Raw genomic sequence first — 17082 nt, 5'->3', positions numbered from 1 at the left:
TTTTTGAAAAGAAAGAGGATTTTTATAGAGGATTCACCTCTTAGTCAAGACAAATGCCTGCTAAAGCAATAAATTTTAAAAATTTAATTTATTTATTGACATTTAATAGTTTGTCTTTAATAATAGAATACTACAATTATAAAATAAAAGTAATCATTCTTTACATCTTATTATAGATAATTATAATATTTTTAGAGGTGCAAAATGAAAAGAAGAGATCCGGTTATTCAAAATTTAAATCCTGAAATATTTGAAAATTGTTCAAATTATTATCAAGGTATTTTTACAAAGAATCCTAAGCAGTCAATTACGATAAAAAATACGACAATTGAACAATGTCAGTTTGAAAAAATTGATTTTAATTTAATTGAATTAAATAATACTCATTTAGTTAATTGTGTATTTAAAAATTGTGATTTATCAAACTTAGAATTTGATCATGTTAGTTTACATTGTTGTCATTTTATTAATTGTAAAATGATTGGGATAGGTTTTATTGATTGTTCATTGCATGATTTGTTGTTTTTAGATATTCAAGGGCGATATATGAATATTAGTTATGGTAATATTCGTAATGTTACCTTCCAAAATAGTGTTTTAGATGAAGCAAGTATTATGGAAGTTGATGTCAAAGATTTAGAATTTAATCAGGTTAGTTTTATTAATGGTGAGGTTTTTAAAACAAAATTGAAAGGTATGGATTTAAAAACAACTAATATAGAAGGTTTACGAATTGATCAAACAAGTCTAGTGGGCATTCATGTTGATATGTATCAAGCGGTTGCTTTAGCCAGTTTGTTAGGGATAATTGTTGATTAAGGGCATTTTTGGTCCTTTTTCTTTAGAAAATTATGGTAAAAATTAGTTAAAAAATCGTAGTTTTTTGGTATCGAAAAAAAATAATGACAAAATATAATTCTGTGTTATAATGTTTGAATTGTAAGAAAGGTTGTGAAGAAATGAATATTAGAAATATCGCAATTATTGCCCACGTTGACCATGGAAAAACTACTTTGGTCGATCAGTTATTAAAGTTATCAGGAACATTACGTGATAATGAACATATCGCTGAAAGGGCTATGGATAGTAATGCAATTGAGCGAGAAAGAGGAATCACTATTCTTGCAAAAAATACAGCAATAAATTATAAAGATTATCGTATTAACATTATGGATACACCAGGTCATGCTGACTTCGGTGGTGAAGTAGAACGAATCATGAATATGGTTGATGGTGTTTTATTAGTTGTTGATGCTTATGAAGGAACAATGCCACAAACTCGTTTTGTATTGAAAAAAGCATTAGCTGCTAAAGTAAAACCAATCGTTGTTATAAATAAAGTTGACCGTCCTGTTGTTAGAATCCAGGAAGTAATGGATGAAGTATTAGAGTTATTCATGGAATTAGGAGCCGATGATGAGCAATTAGATTTCCCAGTTGTCTTTACTTCAGCTTTACAAGGGACTTCTAGTTTAGATCCTGATATTGCTACTCAAGTACCAAATATGGACTGTTTATTTGATATGATTATCAACGAAATTCCAGAACCATTAGTTGATGAAGAAGGGCCGTTACAATTCCAGCCAGCATTATTAGATTATAATGATTATGTTGGAAGAATTGGAATTGGACGAATTCAAAGAGGACATATTAAAGTTAATGAAAGTGTTACTTGTGTACGCGCTGACGGTAGTCATAGTCAATTTAGAATTCAAAAATTATACGGATTCCTTGGATTACATCGAATTGAAATAAAAGAAGCATTTGCTGGTGATATCGTAGCAATTGCTGGATTAAGTGATATTGGTGTTGGTGAAACAGTATGTACTACTGGTAAAGAAGAAGCTTTACCATTATTAAAAGTAGACGAACCAACGATCCAAATGGTTTTTGGAACTAACACTTCACCATTTGCAGGTAAAGATGGAAAATTTGTAACTGCTAGACAAATTGAAGAGCGTTTATTTAAAGAAACAAATCGTGACGTTTCATTGAAAATTGAAAGAATTCCAAATAGTGAAGAATGGATCGTTTCTGGTCGTGGTGAATTACATTTATCAATTTTAATTGAAAATATGCGTCGTGAAGGATTTGAACTTCAAGTTTCTAAACCAAAAGTAATCATTAAAGAAATTGATGGTGTTAAATGTGAACCATATGAAGAAGTTAATATTGAAGCACCAGATGATTGTATCGGTAATGTTATTGAATCATTAGGATATCGTCGTGGTACGCTAGAAAATATGGTTAGCAACGATGGACAAACAAGTATTACTTATACAATTCCTTCAAGAGGTTTGATTGGTTTCATGACTAACTTTTTAACAATGACAAAAGGTTATGGAATTATTTCACATTCATTTTTAGAATATCGACCAATGGAAGGAGAAACAGTTGGAGAAAGAGCATTAGGAGTACTAGTTTCAATTGATAGTGGTCAAACTACGGCATATGCTTTAGGCAGTGTTGAAGATCGTGGAGTTATGTTCGTTGAACCTGGTGTTGAAGTTTATGAAGGAATGATCGTCGGTGAACATAGCCGTGATAATGACTTAGTAGTAAATGTTACTAAAGGTAAACAATTAACAAATACTCGTTCATCTTCAAAAGATTCAACAGTAGTTTTAAAACGTCCAAGAACATTTAACTTAGAAGGATGTCTAGATTATATTAATGATGATGAATTAGTTGAAGTAACACCTGAACATATTCGTTTAAGAAAACGTTATTTAACTGAACAAGAACGTCGTCAACAACATCGTTTAAAAGCAAATAAGTAAAAATGTTTTTTTGACAATAGTCCCCTTTAAAAGTCAAATTAGTTTTTAAAAAACAATTATTTGATATTATTTTTAAGATGTAAATCTAAAAAACATTGCTACATTCATAAAAATTTGCATATTTTATTCAGATATGCTATTATGTTTTTGTTAGCAAACACAAAGAAACGGGGGATGTTTAGATGAAAGCAACAGTTGAAATTCAACATAATGGTAAAAATGTTACTGCAGTTGAAATTGAAAAAATGGTAAAAGAAGAGGTTAAAGGACAAGGTGTCAAAATCTCTACTATTGATACATTACAAATTTATTACACACCAGATACAGCTTCAGTATATTATGTTGTAACTACTAAAGATGGTAAAACTTATAATAACGAAGAACCATTAGTAGTAGAATAGTTGGTTGTAAATTAATTGATAATGAAAAGCGATAATATTTTGGTATTATCGTTTTTTTGTTGTTCCCTTTATATGGTTAATCGACAAAAAACATGCTATAATTATTTTGTTTTTAAGGAGTGAAAAGAAATGAAAAAAATTGCAGCAGGTTTATTAGCGATTATGTTATTAACTGGATGTTCAAATAATAATAATGAACAAACTTTGTTTGTTGAAAATAGTAAAGAAAAATATGCATTAGTAGATTTAGAAGGCGAATCAAAAACTAAATTTATTTACGATAAATACGAAACTGTTGGTAATAGTGGTTTTATTGTTGTTCAAGATGATAAATATGGCTATATTTTAAATGATGGCAGTGAAGCAATAAAATTAGGTAAATATAAAAAATTAGAGTCAATTGCCAATATGTTAGTTGGTTATGATAAAGATGAAAATATTACTATTTTAAATAGTGAAGGAAAAAAATTATATCAACAAAGTGATGATGTTAAGATTGAATTAACTGGATTGCCAGTAATCAAAGATGGTAAAGATTATATTGTTTTATATGATACTGGTGAAGAATTAGTTAATACTAATGATAAGATTGTTAGTGCTTATACAATTGATGATAATTATACGCTTGTTAATTATGAAAAAGAGGCTAGTTTATATTATCACTTAACAGAAGAAGAACCACTATCAATTAAAGCTGGTGGTGATAATCAGTTAATGGATCATGATGATAAAAAAGGTTATTTATTATATAACCGTGATGATCATGAAGTTAGAGCACTAGACACTGAAGGTAAAGTATTGTTTACAACAGAACAAGAATTAGATGATCTATACTATGATAGTGAAAATAATATTATCGGTGTTTTAAATCAAACAACTTACATTTTTAACAACAAAGGTAATATTAAGGAAACAAACAGCTATTATTATAATTATCGAAACTATGTAGTAAAAAATGCTGATACTATTTATGGACCTCATACTTTTGTAAATGATGGTAAGGAAATTGAAGTTGATGGTATTCAATTAGACCCACTAGCTTCACAAATTAGAGAAGAAATCTTCCCGGTTTATGTAAGAGATGAGGGCTATCAGTATTATGGTTTCGATGGTAAAGCCGCATTTAAAACTGTATATGAAAGTGCTGAAGTCTTTGATAGTAATGGTTTAGCTGTTGTATCTAAAGAAGAAGATAAATATTATTTGATTAATACTGATAATAAAAAGATTTCTGATGAATATGAGCGAATTGAATATCTTGGTCGTAATTACTATGCTGGATATACTAGTGGTAGTCGTTATGAAGTATTTAATAGCGATGGCGATGTAGTTATTGAAGATAGTTTCATGGGTGAAGGAACTGTATTTAAATATAATGATATTGTCTATGGTATCTTTAATAACAGTGGTACTAGTTATGTTTATGATATGGAAGATTATGAAGTTCTTTTCCATGTTGAAGGTGATTTGGAATTTAATGATGCCGGTTACTTTGTAACAGTTGAAAATGATGGCTATTATACTTTAGATGGCGAAGAAATTTATAAGAGGTAATGGAATGGAATATTATATTTATATGCTTGTTTCATTGGCAGTTATGCTAATGGGTATTAAATTAGTTTTTTGTGAATTAGAAGGAAGAACTGCTCAAAAAAAGGGATTTTTAAGCTGGTATATTAAATATAACGAACCATTTAAATATGCTAGAACACGTAGTATTATTTTAATGTGTGTGGTTTGTTATATGATTGCCTCGATTCAACCGTTCTTTTCAGTTGAGTGGTTTGTTGAAATGATTGGTTTTATTGCAGTTGGTGTAATCTGTGATGCTTTAAGTCAAGTAGTGGGATATTATTATAGTAAGTTGCGTTTTCGTAAAAGAATTAAAGCGGCAATGGAAATGAAAAGTGAAATTGCTAAAGCAATCAATGAAGAAGGCAGTGCTTTGGTACAACAAAGTATACCAACTTATTCAAGTAAGGAAGTTGTTGCAAGATATTTAAATGATGAAAGTCATTTAGCTTTTATTTCTTTTGATGGTGGCGAATATGTTAATTCTTTTGATTATTTACCACCAATCACTTATGCAGTTGAAGTTCAAAATGAAAAAGCTGAAAAATTACTAGAAGAACGTAATATCAAAGTTACTAAACTTACAAAAGAAGGTAAATTACCTTTTAAAGATGAACGAATCGATGTTCTAGCTGATGAATTAGCTAATTATGATAAATATGATTTATATCGTGTTGTTAAACCAGGTGGTTATATCATTGTAAATCAATTAGGTAGTGATAATTATAAAGAACTTACTAGTATTTTTCTTCCTTTTAAATTACGTGGTCGCTGGGATCTAGAAGCTGGTAAACAAACTTTAAGTGAAATTGGTTTGGAAATTGTTGATAGTTTTGAAGAACATGGTTTCATTCGTTTTGATACTTTAGCTTCATTTGTTCAGTTTTTAAAAGGAATTACTAGAGTTGATGTTACTCAAGAGCGATTTATGAATTTTTATAGCCAGGTTTTACAACAGATTAAAGAAAAGAGTTATTTTGAATTAACAACACATCGTTTTTTAGTCGTTGCTCGTAAAAAAGAACTTTAGAAGAAACACATAGTTTCTTCTTTTTTTATGAAAATGTCAATAATTATCTAAAAATACGAGATAATCTTCCATTTTAAAACCATTGTTGTATAATTATATCGAATAATTTAATCACGCATATTTAATGGTTGTTTTTGCATTAATAAGGAATCTTGTGAAAATCAAGAGCGGTCCCGCCGCCGTAATGATGAGTTATGACAAAATGCCACTGGGAAACTGGGAAGGTGTCAAAGCGTTGAATCTAAGCCGGAATACTTGCCATTATCTTAGGATACACTTTACGGATGATAGAGTAGTTCTATTTAATGTTAGTCTTAATCCTTTCATGCGCACTTTTTTAGAAAGGGTTTTTTATTATGTCAAAATTTTTTAAAATTGCAATTGTTGTTTTACTTTTATTTACAGGTTGTAAAGATGATAGTAGTGTAACTACTAAAAGAATTGCTGCCAAGCAGGCCATTGCTGTTGAAATTAGTGGTCTAGCTGTTAATCAAGGCAGTGTAGAAGTTAACGAGCAGCCATCTAATAATCAGGAAAAAAGTAGTGCTGTTAAGCCTAGTCAAAATACTAATAAAGAAATAGTAAAAGATGATAAACAGACAATATCAGTATCAATTTCTATTGAGTGTAAGACTTTGCTTAATCGACTAGATGAAATTAAGCCTGGATATGTTGATTTTGTCCCTAAAGATGGTATTGTACTAGCTGATGTTAGTTATGAAGTAGATCCTTCATCAACTGTTTTAGAGGTGCTAAAAAAAGCTTGTGATGCTAGGAAAATAACATATAAAGTGAATGATGGTTATGTTCAAGAGATTGCTTATTTACCTCATAAAATATTAAATAGCAGTTTTGATACTTCTTCAGGCTGGATGTATAGTATCAACGGCAAATATGTAAACAAGGGTGCTGGTGATGAAAGTATTGAATTACATGAAGGTGATCGAATTAAGTGGATGTATACATTGACAGGAGGCAATGATTTAACATGGTCATAAAATCTTTTAAAGAGAGCCATCCCTTAGTATTACTTTTATATTTTTTATCGATTATTATTTTGACAATTATCCAATCGCATTATCTAGTTATTATAATTGGATTTATTGCTTGTGCGTTATTATTTTATTTAACTGATCATAGCGGGTTTAAAAAAATATTAAAATATCTGATGCTTTTGATTTTGTTGATTACGATTACTAATCCATTATTTGTAAGTGAAGGCTTTGACATTTTATATCAAAATAACTTTTTTACAATTACTAAACAGGCTTTGATATATGGCTTTGTCTTTAGTTTGATGATTAGTTCGATGTTATTAATATTTAATGTCGCTAGAAAATATCTTACTGATAGTCATATTATTTATTTGTTTGGTGCTATTATGCCAACTTTAGGATTAGTTGTTTCGATGAGTTTAAATTTAATTAGTCGGTTAAAATTACAGTATCAAAAGATCAAAGAGGCTAATCGCTTAATGCCATATAAAAACAAATTGGCTAAACAGCGTGATATGATAATTATTTTAATTACTTATGCTTTTGAATCATCATTAGAAATGATTAATTCAATGAATGGACGTGGTTATGGAAGCCATAAGCGAAGCAGTTTTCATCTTTATCAGTTTAAAAAAGATGATTTACTTAAAATATTAATTATTTTAAGCTTAGATTTAATGGTGATACTTGGATATTTTAATTACTATCAGGATTTTTATTATTATCCATTAGTCCAGGTTTATCATTATCAGTGGTTGGATTTGTTTTTTATGATTTGTTTTGCTGTTTTGATTTTATTACCAGTTTTCTTTAAAGGAGGGAAGAGTTATGTATCAGATTGAAAATCTGTCTTTTAGTTTTCCAAATCAAAAAGAAGTTTTAAAAAATATTTCCCTGGAAATAAAAAATGGCGAATTTTTGGTTATTTGCGGGGTTAGTGGCTGTGGAAAAACAACTCTTTTAAAACATCTAAAACCAAGCTTGACTCCTGCTGGTCAAAAATCAGGGAATATTATTTTTGATGATTTGATTAAAGAAGATATTAAAATTGGTTATGTAGCTCAAAATCCTGAAAATCAAATCGTAATGAATAAAGTATGGCATGAAATTGCTTTTGGTTTAGAAAATCAGAATATGCCATTAAAACAAATGAAACAGCGAGTTGGTGAAATTGTAAATTATTTTAATTTACAAGATATTATTAATGCCAATTGTCAGGATTTATCTGGTGGTCAAAAGCAGTTAGTGAATTTAGCCAGCGTTTTAGTATTAAATCCTGAAGTTATTTTATTAGATGAAGCTTCAGCACAGTTAGATCCAATTAATCGTCAAGAATTTATTAAAATGGTAAAACAGATCAATGATGATTTTGGGATTACAATTGTTTTTGTGGAACATCAATTAGATGGACTGGTTGAACTGGCAGATCGTTTATTAATAATGGAAGATGGTAAAGTTGCAATTTTAGATGAAACTAAAAAAGCCATTGAAAAAATGAATAAAGAAAATCTTTTTTTAGAATCCCTGCCAGATTATATCAAGGTTTCTAATCTAATTGATCAAAGCTGTTTTAGTATTAAAGAAGCTAGAAAAGCTATGCAAGATTATCACAATATTAATATAAAAGAGTATGAAGATATTGAATTTGTGCCACTATTAAAAATTACTGGGTTAACTTGTGGGTATCAGCAATTAGTTTTAAAACAGCTTGATCTTAATATTTATCAAAATGAAATTTTAACAATCGTTGGTGCTAATGGTAGTGGTAAGACAACATTTATTAAATGTTTGGCGGGATTGATTGATTATCAAGGAAAGATTGAATATCAAACTCATTTACCAAGAATTGCTTATTTGCCTCAAGATCCAACGACATTATTTATTGGTGATACTGTTGAAAAGGATTTATTAGCTGTTGAGGATAATGTTGTAAATGTGGTTACAATGATGCAAAATATGCAAATTGTTCATTTAAAAGACTGTCATCCATATGATTTAAGTGGTGGCGAAAAACAATTAGTAGCTTTAGCTAAGATTTTATTAACTAAACCCGAGCTTTTATTACTTGATGAACCAACTAAAGGTATTGATGCTAGCGCAAAAGAAAAATTAGCAGCTTTGATTGTCGGTTTAAGTAAACATATGACCATAGTTTGTGTTAGCCATGATTTAGAATTTGCTGCTAAAATTAGTGATCGAGTAGCAATGATTTTCAATGGTCAAATGGAATCGGTTGATACGATGCGAAATTTCTTTAGTAACAATCTTTTTTATACAACTACTATCAACAAAATTATGCGAAACATTAATAAAGATGTTGTCATTTATGAGGATTTAAAATGAGCAAGCATAATAAAATAGCTTTAATATCTTTAATTATGGCTGTTTTAGCGGCTGTTATTGGGGTGTTGTTATGGCATGACCAGCAATATAATTTGATAATAATGATGCTGGTAGTTATTAGCTGGATCCCATTTTATTTTAAATATGAATTGCCACATCCTAAAACTAGAGAAGTGGTGATACTAGCAATAATGATTGCTTTAACAACGTTAGCTAGAACATTATTTATTTTATTTCCTAGTTTTAAACCAGTAAGTGCTTTAATAATTATCATGGCAGTTGTATTTGGTAAACAAGATGGTTTTTTATGTGGTTCATTAAGTGCTTTAATATCAGATTTTATTTTTGGAATAGGTCCCTGGACCCCGTTTCAAATGTTAGCCTGGGGTTTGATTGGCTATCTAGCGGGACTGTTTTGTCGCCAGTTATATCAAAATAAATGGCTGTTATATGGCTATGGAGCAATGTCAGGGATAATTTTTTCTATGATTATGGATTTATGGTCAGTTTTAGCGATTGATAATAGTTTTAATCTTTCGCGATATCTGTTTACTGTTATCGCAGCTTTACCAGTGACGATAACATATATTGTTTCAAATATTATATTTATTTTTGTATTTAAAGATGCAATGTTTAAGATACTGCAAAGAGTAAAGGTCAAATACGGAATTACGGAGGGAAATTAGATGCAAAAAAGGATTGTAAGTTTATTTTTAGCGTTATTTATGGCTGTTACTATGACAACAGGTGTAAGTGCTAAAACAAATGATTGGTATGAATTTAGAACCAATGATAATGTAATTGATGCTAAGCTACCAACTACAGAAGATTCTACAAAACTTGATTGGGTACATAGTTTTTTAGATGGTAAATTTTATGTAACTTATAGTAATCCAATTATTGGTGATGAATGTATTTATATTGCTGTAGATAGTGAATTATATAAATTAGATAAAGATGGTAATGTTTTACAAAAAGCTACTTTAAATAATACAATAGCTTTTAATGCTTATCTTGCTTATGGTAATGGAATGGTTTTTGTTGCTTTAGGTAATGGAATGATTCAGGCTTTTGATGGTCAATCATTAACATCATTATGGTTATCACAAGTTGAAGGAAATTTGACAAGTCCGTTAACATATTATAATGGTTATTTATATACAGGAACAACTGAATATGATGATAGTTATAATATAGTAGGTGGTCAATATTTTGCTTTATCAGTTAGTGATGATGATCCTAATTCTAATTTAGAAACAAAATATAATAGCTGGAGTTATCAAGAACAAGCAGGTGGATATTATTGGTCTGATGCTACAATTATAAATAATCAATATTTAGTATTTGTAAGTACTGCCGGTACTTTGGTAGCTAAAGATATTACTAGTGATAATTTAAATACGATTACTTTAGATAGTAACATTAGTATCCGTAGTGGTGTTTGTTATGGTGATGGTTATTTTTATATTGGTAGTCAAAATGGCAAATTATATAAAGTGGCCTTCAATAACGATGGAACTTTTGGTCAAGTAGAAACAGCTATGATATTAAATGGAAATGGTCAAATTACTGGTACTCCTACTTATGTAGATGGAACATTATATTTTGGTGGTAAAAATGGTAGTGCGTTTAACGCACCTGGTTTTATTGCTAAGATGGATGTAAATACATTACAATTACAATCAATTGAAGTTGTTGGTAATGTTCAATCATCAATTTTAGTTACAACTGGATATGATGATGCTGTTTACGGTTATTATACAATAAATAGTGAACCAGGTGGTTTATATGTATTTAAAGATACTGGAACAGAGTTTACAACAGACACTTTATACGAACCAGAAGATGCTTATAAAAACTATAATATGGGTAGTGCTATTAGTGATGGTAATAAACTTTATTTTACTAATGATTCTGGAGCTTTATTTGCTTTAGAAAATAGTGAACAACCAACTGATAATAACCCAACTCCAACTCCACCAGCTCAAACAACAGATACAGATACATCATCTACACCAGATCAAGTAGTTAATTCGGTTAAAACTGGCGATGACCAAAGTCTTGTGTCAATGCTAACTTTAATTATTAGTGGAGCAGTTTTAGTGGTATTAAAAAAAGATTAATATTAATAAAGGACAATAATTCGGTTATATAAAATTGATTATTGTCTTTTTTTAACTAATTATTTGATAAATTAAATGATGATTGATAGATAGCTTTTTAGTTGCAAATATATGTTTTTATTACTTAAGCAGTGTTAAATAATAAGTAGTAGGATATAAAAATTGCTAGTAATAGTTTAATTTTGACTATATTATAGTAAAATCGATAATTATTTTTCTAGTTTTTATAAAATAATGATTGTTGTAGCTAATTTAATTGCTTTTGATTTATCAATAGCAATCGTGTAAATTATTATCAATCACAAATACATTTTAATTGTTTCTGTTTGAAGTAGCTAGCGTTTATGATTTGAAAAGAAGATATTTAGCTGTAAAAGAGTAGCTTAATATTAATTGATCATTTCAATAAATAAAGTACTTTTTGACATGGATAATTATTTAAATAGTGGGAAAAATGTTTGTGTTTTATTGATTTTAATAAAAGATGAAGAGATAAAAACGGAATTTTTGTTGTTATATTCAACTAATTTGTAAGCGCTAAATTTTATTTAAAAAGTTCTTTAAAATAGGAATATTAGGTGGTATAATTGTCATATAGAAATTTTTAAGGAGGAGTCATAAAATGGCAGAAAAATTATCTTTCGTTGTATCTGATCCTGTTGGATTACACGCTAGACCAGCTACTATCTTAGTTAACCAAGCTAGTAAATTTACAAGTGATATTAAGTTAGTATACAATGGAAAAGAAGTTAACTTAAAATCAATCATGGGAGTTATGTCTTTAGGTGTTCCAACTAAAGCTACAGTTGAAATTGTTGCTGAAGGTGAAGACGAAAAAGATGTAATTGCTTCTATTGCTAAAGTTATCAAAGAACAAAAAGTAGCAGAATAAAATAATTGATACAAAAGAGGTCTCCGGATCTCTTTTTGTTTTTTAGTTGCAATAATTATTTTTAGGCTAGTATAATAGATATAGTTTTTTTATGGAGGTTTACCAATGACAAAAAAAGTAAAAACTAATGCATTAAGAATGCTAGATCGAGCAAAAATTAACTATGAAATTAAAGAATATCAATATGATGAAGATCATTTAAGCGGAGAGCATATTATTGATCAGGTCGATATGGACGCTAAAGATATTTTTAAAACATTAGTTTTAAAAGGAAATAATGGCTATCTAGTTTGTTGTATCCCGGTTTTAGAACAAATTGATTTAAAGAAACTGGCTAAGCTTTCAAATAATAAAAGTGTCGAAATGATTCATATGAAAGATTTATTAGGAGTAACTGGTTATATTAGAGGTGGTTGTTCACCAGTAGGAATGAAGAAAAAGTTTCCAACTTTTTTTGATTCATCAATTGATCAATGCCAAAATGTGGCTTTAAGTGCCGGTAAACGTGGGTATCAAATGATCGTAAATGCTAAAGAACTATTAAATTATTTAGATGCCCAAGTTGGTGATGTGATTAGGAGATAGAAGATGATTCAATGTTATTATGGTACTGGTAAAGGGAAGACAACAGCAGCTATTGGACAAGCGATTCGATTAGCTGGTGCTAATAAAAGAGTGTTGTTTATTCAATTTTTAAAAGATGGTAATAGTAGTGAAATTAAAATGTTAGAACGTTGTGGGATAAAAGTATTATTTAAAAAAATGCCACAGATGTTTGTTGATATGCAAGATCCTAAGATGATTAAACAAGTTAGTAATATGGAAAATGAATTATTTGATATGATAGATGAAAGTTATGATGCTATTGTATTAGATGAAATTTTAGATGTAATTACATTAAGTTTAATTAATGAAGGTAAGGTTTATGATTTGTTAGTGAAAATGAAAGATAGTCATGAAATTATTTTAACAGGACGAATGCCAAGTCATAAAATCAAGCCGATTCTTGATTATTCAAGTGAAATTAAAAAACATAAACACCCATATGATTTAGGAATTCAAGCTAGACATGGGATAGAATATTGAATAGTTTTATTCTATTTTTTATTAAAAATCTGTTAAATTATACAAGCGCTTACATTACATTATTTTTACAAATAGGTACAAAAGTGTTTTTTGGGACTATAGCTATGATGTAAACGCTAACTTTTTGATAAAATTGTAACAATTTCGATACTAAAACAAGTAGTAAAATTAAATTGAATTTGCTATAATTAAAACAAGAGGTGAAAACAATGAGTTATAATGAAGAATATCAAAGATGGTTAAATTGTGAAAGTCTAGATCCATCATTAAAAGCAGAATTAGCAAGTATGAATGAAAAGGAAAAAGAAGATGCCTTTTATATGAATTTAGAGTTCGGTACTGCCGGAATGAGAGGGATTCTTGGAGCAGGAACTAATCGAATGAATATTTATACAATTAGAAAGGCAAATGTTGGTTTTGCTAAATATGTTGCTGGGCTACCAGAGGGGAAAGAAAGAGGGGTAGCTATTGGTTATGACAATCGCCATATGTCATATAAATTTGCAATTGAAAGTGCTAAAGTTTTAGCTACTTATGGAATTAAATCTTATGTTTTTGAAAGCTTAAGACCAACTCCAGAATTATCATTTGCAGTTCGTTACTTAAAATGTGCTGGTGGTATTATGATTACAGCAAGTCATAATCCAAAAGAATACAATGGTTATAAAATTTATGATGATACTGGATGTCAATTAATTCCAGAATGGGCTGACGAAGTTGTTGGTTACGTAAATGAAGTTAAAGACGAATTAGCTGTAGAAGTAGTAAGTGATGATGAAGCTTATCCATATATTAATTGGATTGGTGAAGAAGTTGACGAAGCTTACTATAAAGAAGTTATGGCAATTGAAATTAATCCAGGTATGGATAAAAAAGATTTCAAAATTGTCTTCTCACCACAACATGGTACTTCTAACTTACCAGTAAGAACATGTTTAACACGTTTAGGATATGATGTTGTTCCAGTATTGGCTCAATGTGCACCAGATCCAGATTTCACAAATACTGAATCACCAAATCCTGAAATTGCTTGTTCTTATGATCTTGCAATCAAAAAAGCTAAAGAAGTTGATGCTGATGTAGTGGTAATTTGTGACCCTGATGGTGACCGTTTAGGTGTTGTTGCTAAACACGAAGGTGAATATGTATTAATGTCAGGTAACCAAAGTGCTGCAGTTTACTTGGAATATATTTTAAGTGAACTTAAAAAACAAGGTAAATTACCAGACAATGCAGTAATGTATAATACAATTGTTACTAGTGATTTAGGTGAATTAGTCGCTAAATCATATGGTGTTGAAGTTGAAAAAACTTTAACAGGATTTAAATTTATCGGAGATAAGATTCGTAAATATGAAAAAACTAAAGAAAAAGAATTTGTTTTTGGATATGAAGAATCTTATGGTTGCGTAGTAAAAGACTTCGTTCGTGATAAAGATGCTGTTCAAGCAGTAGTTATGGCAGCAGAAGCTGGTAACTTCTATAAAAAACAAGGTAAAGATTTAATCGATGTATTAAATGAACTATATGCTAAACATGGAACATTTAAAGAAACTCAAATTGCATTAAGCAAAGCTGGTGCTGATGGAGCTAGAAGAATTAAAGAAATCATGGATAATTTAAGAAAAGATGCTCCAGCTAAAATTGGTGATTATGCTGTAGTTGCAGTTGAAGATTATCAAAGTAGCGAAAGAGTTGAAAATGGTACTACTACAACAATCGATTTACCAAAATCTAACGTATTAAAATATTATTTAGAAGATGGTTCTTGGATTGCTGCTCGTCCTAGTGGAACTGAACCAAAATGTAAATTCTATTTCTCAATTAAGGGAACTGATGCTAAAGACGCTAGTGACAAAACAGAAGTATTCCAAAAAGATATGATGAATATTATCGGTGAATAATACAAAAAGACAAAAAAACGTTGATTTTATCAACGTTTTTTTAATGATGTTCTGTAATTTCCGTTTATTTTCCGCTTATTTCCGTTTAAAAACATTATTTATGCATATTATTTAAGTTTGTTTAAGTCGAAATCAATAAGCTGAGCAACTTTTTGGTTCATAGAGTTTAATACATCTGCATAGATATCAGCAGTGGTAGATATATCATTATGACCAAGATGAGCGGATACAACTTTGATATCAACATTATTCATTAAAAGTAATGTTGCATTAACATGCCTTAAAAAGTGAACTGTTATATATTCATAATCAGTTCCTTTTTTTATTTTATTAAGACGAGTTCCAACACTATTACGATGGATAAAATCACCAAATGGATTACTAAAAACTAGATTTTTATCTTGATAGACATTTTTAAGATATACTTTTCTTTCATTTTGTTCTTCTTTAACCATTTTTAATAAGTTATATATACTATCAGATATTCCTAAAGTTCGATAACTATTTTCTGTTTTAGGAGGCCCCACTATAGCACCTCCTCTAGGAAAATTGACAGTTTTATTGATAGTGATAGTTCTTTTATTGAAATTAATGTTATCCCAAGTCAAAGCCAAAGTTTCACCAATACGCATTCCTGTATAAATCTGAAATCGGATAATAGCATTGTAGACATCAAATTCCTCCGTTTTATGTAAAATATCCTGGATTTGTTCAGGTTCAAGTGGTGGTAATTTCTTGCTTCTGTTTTTCTTTGGTTTGATAGCATTTTTGCATGGATTATCTTTAATCCATCCTTGTGTGACTGAGATATTCAACAGTCTGCTTAACATTGAATAAATTTCTTTGACATATGAGTCCTTATAATACTGTTTGGGTTTTAATGGTTTACCAGTCTTTGGATTAGTCATAATTGATATTTCATTTAGAAACATAGTGACTCTATTTGTGGTAATATCACCAATTCTAAGATGACCAAGTTTAGGTAAGATCTTTGAGTTAACAATATTTTCCATTCCGATAAAAGTAGCATCTCTTAAATTATTTGGAGCGTAGTAAGTTTTATACCAATCCCAAACTTCAGATAATCTTTTTTCTGAGCCAAGATTTTGTTGCTTTTCAAATTGAAATTGCATTTCAGTTTCAATTTCTTTAGCCATTTTTCTAGCTTTACGAATCCCCATATCTTTTGGAGGAGAAAATGTTTTGTATTTTCTTTTTTGAACATAGTTTCCTGCTTCATCAATTTGATATCCATCATAAACAGTAATATCGAAGGAAATTGATCCATCTTTCTTTTTTCTTTCATATATGCTCATATTAATCCTCCAATTGTTTGATGAATATTTTTAAATCAGACAAATTAACATTATTCATTTTTAGATTTTTTAATGTTGTTATAGAGTTGCTATCTAAAAGAAGAACTTTTGTAACAAAGTCATCATGATTTTGATAATTATCTTCTTTATAAATGTAATCAAGACTAACACCATATAATTGAGGTAGTAAACACAGAACTTTATTAGTAGGATTAAGTACATCTTTTTCATAGGCGCATAAAGTCTTTCTATTTAGAAAACCTAAAATTCTTTGGACATCAGCTTGACTATATCCAGCATTTAATCTAGCTATTTGTAAACGTGTTTTATATTCTTTTTTTGGTTTCATAATGTATACTCCTTATAATGAATTGTTGATTAGCAGATTATTTGAACAAAAAAATGAAAGAACGAGTCAAATAAAATTAATAAATATAATAAAACAGTTAAAATAAATTGAGAAAATAATATGCAAATTATCTTAACTGTTTTATTATTATATTTAAGGAGATCGACATACAAAAAAAAGAAAGGGTCATCGGATTGCCGTCCTACCTTCCTTTTTCCCAAAAACATATGTATGTCTTGTACATGACTATGATAACATTTAAAACACTTTCTTTCAATAATTATTCCCAGG

The 17082-nt window shown here is 29.3% G+C and carries 16 protein-coding genes and 1 riboswitch; of the genes, 14 read left to right on the top strand and 2 right to left on the bottom strand.

The features are described from left to right. The first annotated feature begins 204 nt into the window (after positions 1–204). The 14 genes from B5E92_RS12780 to B5E92_RS12715 all read left to right on the top strand — a co-directional run bounded on the left by B5E92_RS12780 (position 205) and on the right by B5E92_RS12715 (position 15126). Positions 205–819 (top strand): pentapeptide repeat-containing protein, encoded by a 615-nt coding sequence (locus B5E92_RS12780; RefSeq protein WP_087302813.1) that lies wholly within the window; start codon positions 205–207, stop codon positions 817–819. Between the two features lie 140 nt (positions 820–959). Beyond that, positions 960–2780, top strand: coding sequence for a translational GTPase TypA (typA, locus tag B5E92_RS12775; RefSeq protein WP_087302811.1), 1821 nt, complete (start codon positions 960–962; stop codon positions 2778–2780). Between the two features lie 182 nt (positions 2781–2962). Continuing rightward, positions 2963–3181 (top strand): DUF6465 family protein, encoded by a 219-nt coding sequence (locus B5E92_RS12770; RefSeq protein ID WP_087302810.1) that lies wholly within the window; start codon positions 2963–2965, stop codon positions 3179–3181. A 129-nt stretch (positions 3182–3310) separates the two neighbouring features. Next, a complete protein-coding gene (locus B5E92_RS12765; RefSeq protein ID WP_087302808.1) occupies positions 3311–4735 on the top strand; it encodes a hypothetical protein in 1425 nt (474 codons plus the stop codon). 4 nt (positions 4736–4739) lie between these two features. Then, complete coding sequence (locus B5E92_RS12760; protein WP_087302806.1) at positions 4740–5783, top strand: hypothetical protein; 1044 nt, start codon at positions 4740–4742, stop codon at positions 5781–5783. A gap of 108 nt (positions 5784–5891) precedes the next feature. Beyond that, positions 5892–6061, top strand: a riboswitch (cobalamin riboswitch). A gap of 78 nt (positions 6062–6139) precedes the next feature. After that, positions 6140–6781, top strand: a complete 642-nt coding sequence (locus tag B5E92_RS12755; protein WP_087302804.1) for a DUF4430 domain-containing protein — start codon at positions 6140–6142, stop codon at positions 6779–6781. Next, on the top strand, positions 6772–7620 hold the full coding sequence (locus B5E92_RS12750) for an energy-coupling factor transporter transmembrane component T (protein WP_087302802.1): 849 nt from the start codon (positions 6772–6774) through the stop codon (positions 7618–7620). Before B5E92_RS12755 ends, B5E92_RS12750 begins: the two co-directional genes overlap by 10 nt. After that, complete coding sequence (locus tag B5E92_RS12745) at positions 7607–9121, top strand: ABC transporter ATP-binding protein (RefSeq protein ID WP_087302800.1); 1515 nt, start codon at positions 7607–7609, stop codon at positions 9119–9121. The genes B5E92_RS12750 and B5E92_RS12745 overlap by 14 nt, the downstream gene beginning before the upstream one ends. Beyond that, positions 9118–9807: an ECF transporter S component gene (locus B5E92_RS12740; RefSeq protein ID WP_087302798.1), complete on the top strand. Its 690-nt coding sequence runs from the start codon at positions 9118–9120 to the stop codon at positions 9805–9807. Before B5E92_RS12745 ends, B5E92_RS12740 begins: the two co-directional genes overlap by 4 nt. Next, positions 9808–11244 carry a PQQ-binding-like beta-propeller repeat protein gene (locus tag B5E92_RS12735; protein ID WP_087302796.1) on the top strand — a complete coding sequence of 479 codons (1437 nt, stop codon included), beginning with the start codon at positions 9808–9810 and terminating at the stop codon, positions 11242–11244. It abuts the gene before it with no gap. Between the two features lie 622 nt (positions 11245–11866). Next, positions 11867–12136, top strand: coding sequence for a phosphocarrier protein HPr (locus tag B5E92_RS12730; protein ID WP_087302794.1), 270 nt, complete (start codon positions 11867–11869; stop codon positions 12134–12136). Positions 12137–12241: 105 nt separating this feature from the next. Further along, a complete protein-coding gene (ybaK, locus tag B5E92_RS12725) occupies positions 12242–12721 on the top strand; it encodes a Cys-tRNA(Pro) deacylase (protein ID WP_087302792.1) in 480 nt (159 codons plus the stop codon). 3 nt (positions 12722–12724) lie between these two features. Continuing rightward, complete coding sequence (locus B5E92_RS12720; RefSeq protein WP_087302790.1) at positions 12725–13222, top strand: cob(I)yrinic acid a,c-diamide adenosyltransferase; 498 nt, start codon at positions 12725–12727, stop codon at positions 13220–13222. Positions 13223–13431: 209 nt separating this feature from the next. Beyond that, entirely contained in the window at positions 13432–15126 is a 1695-nt protein-coding gene (locus B5E92_RS12715) for a phospho-sugar mutase (protein WP_087302788.1), read from the top strand. A gap of 107 nt (positions 15127–15233) precedes the next feature. On the opposite strand, the gene B5E92_RS12710 is transcribed toward B5E92_RS12715, so the two are convergent. Then, positions 15234–16442, bottom strand: a complete 1209-nt coding sequence (locus B5E92_RS12710; protein WP_087302786.1) for a site-specific integrase — start codon at positions 16440–16442, stop codon at positions 15234–15236. A 1-nt stretch (position 16443) separates the two neighbouring features. Continuing rightward, complete coding sequence (locus tag B5E92_RS12705) at positions 16444–16791, bottom strand: helix-turn-helix transcriptional regulator (protein ID WP_087302784.1); 348 nt, start codon at positions 16789–16791, stop codon at positions 16444–16446. Between the last annotated feature and the right edge of the window lie 291 nt (positions 16792–17082).

Origin of the sequence: Erysipelatoclostridium sp. An15 (assembly GCF_002160675.1) — a bacterium.
In the GTDB taxonomy this organism is placed as follows: Bacteria; Bacillota_I; Bacilli_A; order Erysipelotrichales; family Coprobacillaceae; genus Thomasclavelia; species Thomasclavelia merdavium.
Note: the sequence above shows the minus strand (reverse complement) of the source record. Positions and strands in the feature narration are given on the sequence as shown.

Coding starts and splice junctions, on each gene's coding strand:
- B5E92_RS12735 (WP_087302796.1), top strand. CDS start 9,808: ATGCAAAAAAGGATTGTAAGTTTATTTTTAGCGTTATTTATGGCTGTT.
- B5E92_RS12765 (WP_087302808.1), top strand. CDS start 3,311: ATGAAAAAAATTGCAGCAGGTTTATTAGCGATTATGTTATTAACTGGA.
- B5E92_RS12745 (WP_087302800.1), top strand. CDS start 7,607: ATGTATCAGATTGAAAATCTGTCTTTTAGTTTTCCAAATCAAAAAGAA.
- B5E92_RS12740 (WP_087302798.1), top strand. CDS start 9,118: ATGAGCAAGCATAATAAAATAGCTTTAATATCTTTAATTATGGCTGTT.
- B5E92_RS12760 (WP_087302806.1), top strand. CDS start 4,740: ATGGAATATTATATTTATATGCTTGTTTCATTGGCAGTTATGCTAATG.
- B5E92_RS12750 (WP_087302802.1), top strand. CDS start 6,772: ATGGTCATAAAATCTTTTAAAGAGAGCCATCCCTTAGTATTACTTTTA.
- B5E92_RS12755 (WP_087302804.1), top strand. CDS start 6,140: ATGTCAAAATTTTTTAAAATTGCAATTGTTGTTTTACTTTTATTTACA.
- B5E92_RS12770 (WP_087302810.1), top strand. CDS start 2,963: ATGAAAGCAACAGTTGAAATTCAACATAATGGTAAAAATGTTACTGCA.
- B5E92_RS12730 (WP_087302794.1), top strand. CDS start 11,867: ATGGCAGAAAAATTATCTTTCGTTGTATCTGATCCTGTTGGATTACAC.
- typA (WP_087302811.1), top strand. CDS start 960: ATGAATATTAGAAATATCGCAATTATTGCCCACGTTGACCATGGAAAA.
- B5E92_RS12715 (WP_087302788.1), top strand. CDS start 13,432: ATGAGTTATAATGAAGAATATCAAAGATGGTTAAATTGTGAAAGTCTA.
- B5E92_RS12710 (WP_087302786.1), bottom strand. CDS start 16,442: ATGAGCATATATGAAAGAAAAAAGAAAGATGGATCAATTTCCTTCGAT.
- B5E92_RS12780 (WP_087302813.1), top strand. CDS start 205: ATGAAAAGAAGAGATCCGGTTATTCAAAATTTAAATCCTGAAATATTT.
- B5E92_RS12720 (WP_087302790.1), top strand. CDS start 12,725: ATGATTCAATGTTATTATGGTACTGGTAAAGGGAAGACAACAGCAGCT.
- ybaK (WP_087302792.1), top strand. CDS start 12,242: ATGACAAAAAAAGTAAAAACTAATGCATTAAGAATGCTAGATCGAGCA.
- B5E92_RS12705 (WP_087302784.1), bottom strand. CDS start 16,791: ATGAAACCAAAAAAAGAATATAAAACACGTTTACAAATAGCTAGATTA.